This is a genomic window from Microbacterium sp., from assembly GCF_039812165.1.
Classification (GTDB): domain Bacteria; phylum Actinomycetota; class Actinomycetes; order Actinomycetales; family Microbacteriaceae; genus Microbacterium.
In genome coordinates this window covers 1-10,705 of record NZ_JBDIAB010000097.1, presented here as the reverse complement: position 1 = coordinate 10,705, position 10,705 = coordinate 1, and the positions used below count along the sequence as shown (strand labels likewise).

Annotated in this window: 9 protein-coding genes; 8 read left to right on the top strand and 1 reads right to left on the bottom strand. The window is 71.7% G+C overall.

From position 1 onward, the window contains the following. The first annotated feature begins 34 nt into the window (after positions 1-34). Positions 35-1,168, top strand: coding sequence for an ROK family protein (locus WML84_RS09050; RefSeq protein ID WP_347345818.1), 1,134 nt, complete (start codon positions 35-37; stop codon positions 1,166-1,168). A gap of 67 nt (positions 1,169-1,235) precedes the next feature. Then, positions 1,236-2,468 carry an MFS transporter gene (locus WML84_RS09045; protein ID WP_347345817.1) on the top strand — a complete coding sequence of 411 codons (1,233 nt, stop codon included), beginning with the start codon at positions 1,236-1,238 and terminating at the stop codon, positions 2,466-2,468. Between the two features lie 13 nt (positions 2,469-2,481). Here the strand turns inward: WML84_RS09045 and WML84_RS09040 are convergent, their stop codons facing one another. Further along, positions 2,482-3,108, bottom strand: coding sequence for a helix-turn-helix domain-containing protein (locus WML84_RS09040; RefSeq protein ID WP_347345816.1), 627 nt, complete (start codon positions 3,106-3,108; stop codon positions 2,482-2,484). 137 nt (positions 3,109-3,245) lie between these two features. Between WML84_RS09040 and WML84_RS09035 the strand changes: the two genes are divergently transcribed. From WML84_RS09035 to WML84_RS09010, 6 genes are all read left to right on the top strand, one after another. After that, on the top strand, positions 3,246-4,184 hold the full coding sequence (locus WML84_RS09035; RefSeq protein WP_347345815.1) for a sugar-binding domain-containing protein: 939 nt from the start codon (positions 3,246-3,248) through the stop codon (positions 4,182-4,184). Positions 4,185-4,186: 2 nt separating this feature from the next. Then, positions 4,187-5,569, top strand: coding sequence for an FGGY family carbohydrate kinase (locus WML84_RS09030; protein WP_347345814.1), 1,383 nt, complete (start codon positions 4,187-4,189; stop codon positions 5,567-5,569). Between the two features lie 153 nt (positions 5,570-5,722). Further along, positions 5,723-7,285, top strand: coding sequence for a sugar ABC transporter ATP-binding protein (locus WML84_RS09025; RefSeq protein ID WP_347345813.1), 1,563 nt, complete (start codon positions 5,723-5,725; stop codon positions 7,283-7,285). Next, a complete protein-coding gene (locus WML84_RS09020) occupies positions 7,282-8,274 on the top strand; it encodes an ABC transporter permease (protein ID WP_347345812.1) in 993 nt (330 codons plus the stop codon). Before WML84_RS09025 ends, WML84_RS09020 begins: the two co-directional genes overlap by 4 nt. A gap of 60 nt (positions 8,275-8,334) precedes the next feature. After that, positions 8,335-9,390, top strand: a complete 1,056-nt coding sequence (locus WML84_RS09015) for a substrate-binding domain-containing protein (protein ID WP_347345811.1) — start codon at positions 8,335-8,337, stop codon at positions 9,388-9,390. 26 nt (positions 9,391-9,416) lie between these two features. Continuing rightward, positions 9,417-10,705 (top strand): dihydroxyacetone kinase family protein (locus tag WML84_RS09010; RefSeq protein ID WP_347345810.1); only part of this gene is annotated, 1,289 nt, incomplete at its 3' end.

Here is a 10,705-nt window from a genome sequence, read left to right as displayed (position 1 = left end):
TTCTTTAAGCAAGGGTCCTCACTAGAATGTGCGGATGGAACCGAAGCCGTCGCTCGACCACCTGCGGTCGATCACCGACGAGCTCGTGCTCCGCACGCTCATGGGCGCGCGCCGCCTGACGCGCGCCGAGGTGGCCGCCGCGGCCGGGATCTCCAAGCCCACGGCATCCGAGTCCGTCCGCCGCCTCCTCGCCACGGGCCTCATCGAGGACACCGGCGAGCGCACCACCGGACGCGGACGGATAGGCACCTACTACGCGCTCGCCGAGAGCGCGGGATGCGCGCTCGTGATCGACATCGCACCGCTCGGCATCGTCGCCGAGCTGTTCGACGTGCGCGGCGCGGTCGCCGCGCGCTGCGTCCGCACCGTCGCCCGCCCCGCACTGCCCCACGACGTCGCGGGGGCGCTGCGCGCCGTCGCCGAGGCGGTCGTCGCCACGGCCCCGGGTCCGGTGCGCGTGGCCGTCGCGAGCGCCGCCGACCCGGTCGAGCGTCGCACCGGACGGCTGCTGCACCTGCCCGACACGCCCTTCCTGGTCGGCGACCTCGACCCGGGCGCGGTGCTCGCCGGCCTCGTCGAGGGCCCGATCGTCGTCGACAACGACGTGAACTGGGCCGCGTGCGCGGAACGCGACGCCGACGGGGGCATGGACGACTTCGCCTACCTCTACCTCGGCGAGGGGCCCGGCTGCGCGATCGTCGCGGACGGCGAGGTGCGCCGCGGCCACGGCGGCCTCGCCGGCGAGATCGTCCACGTGATCACGCCCGGCCCCGACGGCCGCGCCGTGCCGTTCACCGACGCGTTCGCGGCGCTCGGACTGCACCGACCGGGATCCAGCGCGATCGACGCCGACGCGGTCGCCCGCGTGCTCGGCGACGGGGGCGCCGCACGCGAGGCGCTGGGCGCCGCCGTGGGCGGCGTGGTGGCTGCCATCGTGGCCATGGCCGACCCGGAGGTGGTCGTCGTCGGCGGCACGTGGGGTGCGCGACGGGACGTGCTCGAGCTCGTCGCCGACGCCGTCGAGCGTTCGCCGCGCCCCGTGCCGCTGCAGTCGGCGCGCGTGGACGATGCACCCCTGCGCGGCGCGCGCGCCCACGCGGTGAGCCTCCTCCGCTCGCGTCTGATCGAGCTCATGGTGGCGGGGCCGCGCGAGCACGCGCCGCAATAAACCCGCCGGAACGCCGGAACGCGGCGGCATCCCGCTGGCTACCCTCGCCACGACGAGGGGAGTGCCCGTGACCACCACAGCCGCCGAGAGCGACGCCCAGCCGGACGCGACCGATCTTCGAGGAGGGCTCGGCCAGGTGATCCTGGCGACGCTCGCCTCGACCGTCGGGTTCTGGGCCTGGATGTCGATCGCGCCGCTCCAGGGGATCTACGCGACCGAGATGGGCCTCGACCAGGGCCAGATCTCGCTCATGCTCGCCACGCCGGTGCTGGTCGGCGCGCTCGGGCGCATCGTCGTCGGCGCGCTCACCGACCGCTTCGGCGGACGGAGGATGTTCGCCCTCGTGCTCGTCGCGGCGATGCCGGCGGTGCTGCTGGTCGCGCTCGCGGGCACCGTCAAGAGCTTCCCGCTGCTGGTCGGGGCCGGGTTCCTCCTCGGGATCGGCGGCACGATCTTCGCCGTCGGCGTGCCGTTCTCGAGCGCCTGGTTCCCGCCGCACCGCCGCGGCTTCGCCAACGGCGTGTTCGGAATGGGCATGATCGGCACCGCCGTCTCGGCGTTCGCGACGCCGCGGCTCGCACAGGCCATCGGCTACCTGCCGACGCACCTCCTCATCGCCGGCGTGATGGTCGTCATGGCCGTGGTCGTGTGGATCGGCATGCGCGAGTCGCCGGCGTGGCGGCCCAGCCGCCAGCCGCTCGTGCCCAAGGTCATGGGCGCGCTGCGGCTCGGCGTCACGTGGCAGATGTCGTTCCTGTACGCGATCGTCTTCGGCGGGTTCGTCGCCTTCTCGACGTACCTGCCCAAGTACCTCACGACGATCTATCCCGACGAGGTGGATGCCGTGGGCGCCGGCACGCGCACCGCCCTGTTCGCGGCCGCCGCGGTCGTGGCGCGCCCGATCGGCGGCGTGCTCGCCGACCGGTTCGGCCCCAAGGTCGTGTCGCTGATCTCGCTCGCGGGCATCGTGTCGGCGGCGTACATCGTCGGCCAGCAGCCTCCGGAGGGTGTGCTCACCGGCGCCGTGTTCCTGCTGATGGCGTCGGCGATGGGCCTCGGCATGGGTGCCGTGTTCGCGTGGGTCGGCCCCTCGACCCCGCCCGACAAGGTCGGCGCGGTCAGCGGCGTGGTCGCGGCGGCCGGCGGCCTGGGCGGCTACTTCCCGCCGCTCGTCATGGGCGCGACCTATCATCCCGAGAGCAACTCGTACTCGCTCGGGCTGTGGCTGCTGGTGCTCGTCGGCGCCGGTGCGCTCGTGATCGGAGGCATGCTGCGCGACGCGCGCAGCGCGGCCCGCTGACGGCGGGGCCGGGCTACTCGGAGCGGACGGCGCCGCTCGCCTGCAGCACGACGCGGCACGTGTCGGGAGCGGTGAACGGCTGCAGCACGGCGAGCCGCATGGGGCCGGGGATCTGACCGAGCACGTCCTTGATGAGCTGCTCGTGCACCGTGCACACGAGCTGCCGGTCGTCGTCGAGGAGCTGATAGTACGGGCACGGCACGACGTCCACCGAGAGGCTCTCCTCGTCGATCTCCGGCTGGAGGCCGGCGTCGTCGAGGTGCTCGTACAGCACGTCGAGCTGATGGAGGGCGTCCTCGCCCAGGTCGCTGCGCCCGGCGTCGGGGGAGATCCGCCGCAGCAGGTCGCCGTGCTGCTGCGCGCGGAGCATGCGCTTGTGCGCCTCGGGGTTGGTCGTGGCATCCGCCACCGGATGGTAGGTCGCCGGCGGTCGGCCGCGCGTGCCGCGATGGTTCGTCTGCCGCGACACCAGCCCCTCGCGCTCGAGGACGACGAGGTGGTCGCGCACGGTGTTCTCGTGCAGCTGCGTCCGCTCCGCGAGCTCGCGCAGCAGCAGGCCGGGATGTCGCTGCACCTCCGCGAGGAGGCGCATCCGGCTCGCCTGGGCGAGACCGCGGAAGTCGTCGGTGCGGCGCGGCATGCCCCGATTATCGCAAGGATCGGGCCGTCGTGGGGTGTCCTGCCGGCGACGGCAATCCTGCTCAGAATTGCGTAGGCGCGCTAATCTGAGCGTTACGTGCGCCGCGGCGAGCGGATCACGTCCTCGAGGGAGATGCGATGGCCAATGTCGGACCGCTGTCCAACGTGCAGCTCGCGCACATCGCGCGAGAGCACTACGTCAACGGCAAGTCCCGCGTCGAGATCGCCGACGAGACCGGGCTCAGTCGCTTCAAGGTGGGGCGCATGCTCGACGAGGCGGTCGAGAAGGGCATCATCCGCTTCGAGATCGTGAGCACGCCCGGCATCGACCTCGATCTGTCGATGCGCCTGAAACAGCGGTTCGGGCTCGATCACGGCGTGGCGGTCGAGCTGCCCGTCGACACGGATGCCGAAGCGCAGTCGACGCTCGGCACGGTCGCGGCGAGCCTCGTCGACGAGCTCGTGGGGCCCGACGACATCCTCGGGCTCACCTCCGGACGCACCCTGAACGTGATGGCCCGTCAGCTGCAGGAGCTCCCCTGCCGTGCGGCGGTGCAGCTGGCGGGCGTGGCGGGGCCGATCCAGGAGAGCGGGCTCGAGGTCATCCGGAGGCTCTCCAGCTTCCCCGGCGTGCAGCCGTGGCCGATCTACGCCTCGCTCGTGATGAGCGACGCGCAGACCGCGCGGGGCGTGCTCAGGCAGCCCGGTGTGAAGGCGGCCGTCGAGATGTTCGACGAGGTCACCGTCGCCCTCTGCGCGGTCGGGTCCTGGGTGCCGCCGAACTCGCTGATGATGATGAACCCCGCGATCACCGACGCCGACCGCTCGATGCTGCTGCGGCGCGGAGTGGTCGCCGAGGTCGCCTCGACGCTCGTCACCGACCGCGGCGACGTGATCCATGACCTCGACGACCGGTGCATCGCCGTCACCGAGCAGCAGCTGCGCGCGATCCCCACGCGGGTGGCGATCGCCGGCGGCCCCTCGAAGACCCGGGCGATCCGCGCGGTGCTCACCTCCGGCCTGATCACGGGCCTCGTCACCGACGCGTTCACGGCGAGCCGACTGGTTGCCGGCTGAGCATGCGACAGCGACTGGTGGCGGGGATCGACTCGTCGACGCAGCAGACCAAGCTCGTCGTCGTCGACCTGCACACCGGTGTGCTCGTGCGATCGAGCGCCCTGCCGCACCCCGACGGCACCGAGCTCGACCCCGAGCACTGGTGGGCGGCGCTGCACGGGGCGGGCGGCGCCGATCCCGCGGGCGTGGAGGCGCTCAGCGTCACGGCGCAGCAGCACACGACGATCGTCCTCGACCCGGAGGGGATGCCGCTGAGGCCGGCCATCCTGTGGAACGACGTGCGGGCGGCGGCCGCCGCGCAGGAGCTGCGGGACGAGCTCGGCGACGCGGCATGGCTCGATCGGGTGGGATTCCTGCCGGATGCCGCCCATCCGGTCAGCAGGCTGCGATGGCTCGCCGACCACGAGCCGTCCCTCGCGCGACGGGTGGAGACCGTGATGCTCCCGCACGACTGGCTCACGTGGCGCATCCTCGGCGGCGAGCGGCCGGCGACGACCGACCGCTCCGACGCCTCGGCGACCGGCTACTGGTCGCCGTACTCCGAACGGTACGACCCCGAGCTGGCCGAGCTCGCGCTCGGGCATCCCGTCCGCACCCCCGCGGTGCTCGCCCCGCAGTCGATCGCGGGGACGACCGAGAGCGGCCTGATCCTGGCGCCGGGCTGCGGCGACAACGCGGCCACGCACATCGCGCTCGACACGCGGCCGGGCGATCTCGTCATCTCGGTCGGAACGAGCACCACCGTCTCGATGCGGACCGACGAGCCCACGCGCGACGTCACGGGGACGGTCGACACGATGGCCGACGCCCGCGACGGCTTCATCCCGATCTTCGTGATGCTGAACGGTGCGCGCGTGCTCTCCGCGACCGCGCGGATGCTCGGTCTGAGCCTGGAGCGACTGGACCGCCTCGCCGCCGAGGCGCCGTCCGACGCCGACGGCGTCCTCTTCGTGCCCTACCTCGACGGCGAGCGCAATCCGCCCGCGCCGTGGGCGTCCGGCTCGTTCGCGGGGCTGTCCCGCCACGCGATGACGCCGGCGACGATCGCGCGCGCCGTGGTGCTGGGGCTCGGGTGCGCGATCGCGGACGCCGCCGACACCCTCGCCCGCGCGCACGGCGCGCCCGCCCGGGTGCTCCTCGTCGGGGGAGGCGCTCGCGCGCGATCGCTCCGGCAGGCGCTGGCCGATCTCATGGGTCGTCCGATCCAGTGGCCGGAGCATCATGAGCACGCCGCGTTCGGAGCGGCGTGGCAGGCGGCGTGGAGCCTGACCGGCGCGCGACCCGAGTGGGACCCCCTGCCCGTCGTGGTCAGCGATCCGGCTCCGAACCGCTCGTGGGTCACGGAGGTGCGCGAGCGTCATCGCCGCGCGCCGCGCGCGTACTGAGTCGCGCGCACCGATCCGGCGGCGGCCATGGCCGCCGCGTCGCATCGGCGCACCTCATGATGCTCATATGAGCAGTACTAGTTGCAGACTGAACATGCTGCGCGTATCTTCGCCTTGTTGCACAGATGTGCGACCTGAGCGAAGGAGCTGAGCGTGCCCCACACCGTGGTGGATGCAGACCCCGAGATCGCCCTGCTCTGCGAAGGCATCGAGATGTCCTTCGGCGGAGTGCCGGTCCTCAAGGGCGTCGATCTCGAACTGAGGCCCGGGACCGTCACCGCTCTGGCCGGCGAGAACGGTGCCGGGAAGTCGACGCTGATGAAGATCGCGTCGGGCCAGTACCGACCGGATGCCGGCGAGGTGCAGGTCAGGGGCGAGGCGCTCCCCGCCGGGAGCACCAAGGCGGCGACCGAGCTCGGCGTCGCCATCGTCCCGCAGGAGCTCGCCTCCATCCCGGAGCTGACCGTCTACGAGAACCTCTTCGTCGGACGCGAGGTGCGCACGTCGCTCGGGACCCTCAACCGCCGAGCCATGATCACGCAGGCGGCGGCGAGCCTGCACGAGTTCGGGCTCGACATCGATCCGACCGTGCAGATCGGAACGCTCCCCGTCGGCGTGCGCCAGATCATCGAGATCGTCAAGGCGACCAGCCGCGGCGCGCGCGTGCTGCTGCTCGACGAGCCGACGAGCGCGATCGCCGAGCGCGAGGTCGCGCATCTCGTCGCCGTCGTGAAGAGCCTGCGCGAGCAGGGCGTGGCCATCCTGTTCACCACGCACAAGATGGAGGAGATCCGGGCGATGGCCGACCGGGTCGTCGTGCTGCGCGACGGCCGGCTCATCACCGACTCCGCGCTCGCCGACATCAGCGACGACGGCATCGTCACCGCGATGATCGGGCGCGAGCTCGAGAACCTGTTCCCCGACCTCGGCGACCACGCCGACGACGTGGTCCTGGTCGTCGACGACCTCGTCGTGGCTCCCGGAGCCGAGCCGGTGTCGTTCTCGGTGCGCCGAGGCGAGATCCTCGGGCTCGCGGGCCTGGTCGGCGCGGGCCGGTCGGAGCTCATCGAGTGCATCTACGGCATCCGCAAGCCGGTCTCGGGGACTGTCACCGTCTCCGGCTCGGTCCTGCGGCCCGGGCACCCCGGCTCGTCGATCGCGCAGCACGTCGCCATCGTCCCCGAGGACCGCAAGGGCGCCGGCGCCGTGCTCTCGATGAGCGTGCTCGACAACGCGACCCTGCCGCGCATCGCGGCGTTCTCGCGCTTCGGCGTGCTGACCGAGCGCTCGCGCAAGAGCGCCGTCGGCGAGGTCATGGCCGCCATGCGGCTGAAGAGCAACGGCCTCGGCCAGCACATGGAGAACCTCTCCGGCGGCAACCAGCAGAAGGTCGTGCTGGGCCGATGGCTGACCGGGAGCGTCGACGCGCTGCTCCTGGACGAGCCCACGCGCGGCGTCGACGTCGGTGCGCGCAGCGAGATCTACCGCATCATCGTCGATCTCGCCGGCCAGGGCATGGCCGTGGTCATGGCCTCCAGCGACATGCCCGAGATCCTCTCCCTCGCCCACCGCGCCCTGGTGATGCGCGACTTCAGCGTGGCCGGCGAGCTCACGCGCCAGCAGCTCGCGTCCCCCGAGGTGCAGGACACGATCTTCCGTCTCGCGTCCGGGCTGGACGCATCCACCATCTCAACTCCCGAGGAGCCGACAGCATGAGCACCACGAACGCCGACGTCGTATCGACGCAGGACTCCAGGCGGTGGGGGAGCCTCGTCGGAGACTTCCTGGTCAGGCACATCATGATCGTGGTGATGCTGGCCATCGTCGCGTTCTTCGCCTACCGCAGCGCGCGGTTCGCGACCCCCGACAACCTCCTGACGATCCTGATCGCGGCCGCGCCGTTCGCGTTGATCGCGCTCGGCCAGACCCTCGTGATCCTGACCGGCGGCATCGACCTGTCGGTCGGGAGCGTCATCGCCGCGAGCGCCATGGCCGCCGCCTGGTCGGCGAAGAACATCGGCGACAACCCGCTGTACCCGCTCATCGCCGCGGTGCTGGCCGGTCTCGTCGCCGGAGCGATCAACGGCCTGGTGGTCAGCCGCCTCAACGTCCCGCCCTTCATCGCGACGCTGGGCATGCTCACCCTGGCATCCGGCGTCGCCTACGTCATCGGCAACGGCGCGCCGATCAACGGCCTGCCCGCCTCGTACGGGGTGTGGGCCAACACCGCGGTCGCGGGCTTCACGATCCCCGTCATCCTGATGATCGTCGCGATCCTCGCGTTCGCGTTCATCATGCGCCGCACGAGCTACGGCCTCCGCGTCTACGCGGTCGGCGGCAACCGGCTGGCCGCCGAGATCGCCGGCGTCCGCTCCAAGGGCGTGCTGTTCAGCGTGTACGTGATCAGCGGACTGCTCGCCGGGCTCTCCGGCCTGATGCTCTCGTCCCGTGTGATCACCGGTGCGCCGAACCTCGGCCAGGGCTACGAGCTCGACGCCATCGCCGCGGTCGTGATCGGCGGCGCCAGCCTCATGGGCGGACGCGGCACCATCTGGGGCACCGCGATCGGTCTGCTGCTGATCCAGACGATCAACAACGGCCTCGACCTGCTGCTCGTGCCCGCGTACTGGCAGAACGTCATCAAGGGCGTCATCATCGTCGCCGCCGTCGCGGTGGACGTATGGGCCGCCAAACGTCGCAAATAGACCATCCCCCCGACAACTGAACATCCAGGCATCACTCCTCACCGTTCGAAGGAACTCACCATGAAGCGAAAGCTCCGCACCACGATCGCCGCTGCGGCGATCGCCGCCGGGACCGTCATCGCGCTGACCGGCTGCGGCGCCGGCGACCCCGACGCGGGCGGCGAAGACACCATCACCGTCGGCGTCACCGTGTACGACATGTCCTCGTTCATCACGCAGGGCAAGGAGGGCATGGAGGCGTACGCCGCCGCCAACGACATCGACCTGCAGTGGAACTCCGCGGGCGGAGACGTCTCCACCCAGGCCAACCAGGTCGACCAGTACGTCAGCGCCGGCGTCGACGCGATCATCATCGTCCCGGTCCAGGCCGACTCGCTCGGCCCGCAGGTCGAGGCCGCGAAGGCCGCGAAGATCCCCGTGATCGCGGTGAACACCTCGCTCACCGGCGTCGAGGTCGACGCGAGCGTCCAGCCCGACGACGTCGCGGCGGGCGAGCAGGAGGCCGGCCAGATGGTCGAGGCGCTCTCCGGCACCGGCAACGTCGTCATCCTCGAGGGTCCGCTGGGCTCGTCGCCGCAGCTCGACCGCGGCCAGGGCATCGAGAACGTCCTGGCCCAGAACACGGGCCTGAACGTCCTCGCGAAGGACACCGCGAACTGGAAGCGCGACGAGGCCGTGAACAAGATGAAGAACTGGATCTCCGCGTTCGGCGGCGAGATCGACGGCGTCATCTCGCAGAACGACGACATGGCCCTCGGCGCCATCCAGGCCCTGCGCGAAGCCGGGCTCTCCGACGTCAAGGTCGTCGGCATCGACGGCATCGAGGACGGCCTGAACGCGGTCAAGGCCGGCGACATGATCGGCACCTCTCTCCAGCACGGCACGGTGGAGCTGGCCACGGGACTCGCCGTCGCGGCCAAGATCGTCCGCGGAGAGGACGTCGACCGCAACCCGGTCTACGTGATGCCCGCGATCGACGCCAGCAACGTGTCCGACGCGATGAAGAACGTCGTCACCGAGCGCGAGGCGTTCCTCAAGACGCTCGCGAAGCTGGTGGACGAGAACCTCGCCGCCGGCAACATCGCCTACGAGGGCCTTCCCGGCCAGACCCGATAACCGGTCAGACCGACAAGGAGACGCTCATGACCACCCTCTACAACGACCCCGCCGAGTTCTCGGAGGACCAGCTCGCCGGCTTCGTCGACCTCTACTCCGACAGGCTCCGCGCCGTGCCCGGCGGTGTCGTCGGACACCGCGGACCCGACCCGATCGTCGCGGTCGTTGTAGGGGGTGGCTCGGGCCACTACCCGGCGTTCGCCGGCCTCGTCGGCCCCGGCTTCGCCTCCGGCGCCGTCGTGGGCAACATCTTCACCTCTCCGTCCGCCGCGCAGGTGTACTCCGTCGCCAAGGCGGCCGATCAGGGGCGCGGCGTCATCCTCACGTTCGGCAACTACGCCGGCGACGTCATGAACTTCGGCATCGCGGCCGACCGGCTGCGCCGTGAGGGCATCGACACCCGCATCGTCCTCGTCACCGACGACGTCGCCTCGTCGCCGGTCGACGAGCAGCGCCGGGGGATCGCCGGCGACTTCACCGTCTTCAAGGCGCTCGGCGCCGCGGCCGCCGCCGGCGCCGGCATCGACGACGTCGAGCGGGTCGGCCGTGCCGCGAACGCGGCGACGCGGACCTTCGGCGTCGCCTTCTCCGGATGCACGATGCCGGGGGCGCACGAGCCGCTGTTCACCGTCCCCGATCGGCACATGGGCGTGGGGCTCGGCATCCACGGCGAGCCGGGCATCCGCGACGCGCCCCTCGTGCCGGCGCGCGAGCTGGCCGCGATGCTGGTCGACGGCATCCTCGCCGAGCGGCCCGACACCGACGACACGCGCGTGGGCGTCATCGTCAACGGCCTCGGCACCACCAAGTACGAGGAGCTCTTCCTGCTCTGGAACGAGATCCGGCCGCTCCTGGAGGCGGCCGGGCTCACGCCGGTCGACGTCGAGGTCGGCGAGCTCGTCACGAGCCTCGACATGGGCGGCTGCTCGCTGACCCTCATGTGGCTCGACGACGAGCTCGAGGCCACGTGGCGCGCCGACGCCTACGCCCCCGGCTACCGCAAGCAGACCTCCGCGGTCGCCGGTCTCACGCCGGCGGTGTTCGGCGCGGCGAGGACCGAGGACGAGACCGCGCCGACGCCTTCCGCGGCCGCAGCCGCGCTCGCCCCCCTCGTCGTCGAGGGACTCAGGAGCCTGCAGCGCACGCTGCGCGAGAACGAGGACGAGCTCGGCCGGATCGACGCCGTGGCCGGCGACGGCGATCACGGCCGCGGCATGGTCAAGGGCGCCGACGCCGCCGTCGCCGCGATCGACGACCTCACCGGCGCCGGCCCCGGGTGGACGCTCCGCGCCGCGGGACGCGCGTGGGCCGCCGG

Bases quoted from the DNA above. Each gene is read 5' to 3' on its own strand.
- WML84_RS09015 (WP_347345811.1), top strand. From the start codon at position 8,335: ATGAAGCGAAAGCTCCGCACCACGATCGCCGCTGCGGCGATCGCCGCC.
- WML84_RS09050 (WP_347345818.1), top strand. From the start codon at position 35: ATGGAACCGAAGCCGTCGCTCGACCACCTGCGGTCGATCACCGACGAG.
- WML84_RS09035 (WP_347345815.1), top strand. From the start codon at position 3,246: ATGGCCAATGTCGGACCGCTGTCCAACGTGCAGCTCGCGCACATCGCG.
- WML84_RS09030 (WP_347345814.1), top strand. From the start codon at position 4,187: ATGCGACAGCGACTGGTGGCGGGGATCGACTCGTCGACGCAGCAGACC.
- WML84_RS09020 (WP_347345812.1), top strand. From the start codon at position 7,282: ATGAGCACCACGAACGCCGACGTCGTATCGACGCAGGACTCCAGGCGG.
- WML84_RS09040 (WP_347345816.1), bottom strand. From the start codon at position 3,108: ATGCCGCGCCGCACCGACGACTTCCGCGGTCTCGCCCAGGCGAGCCGG.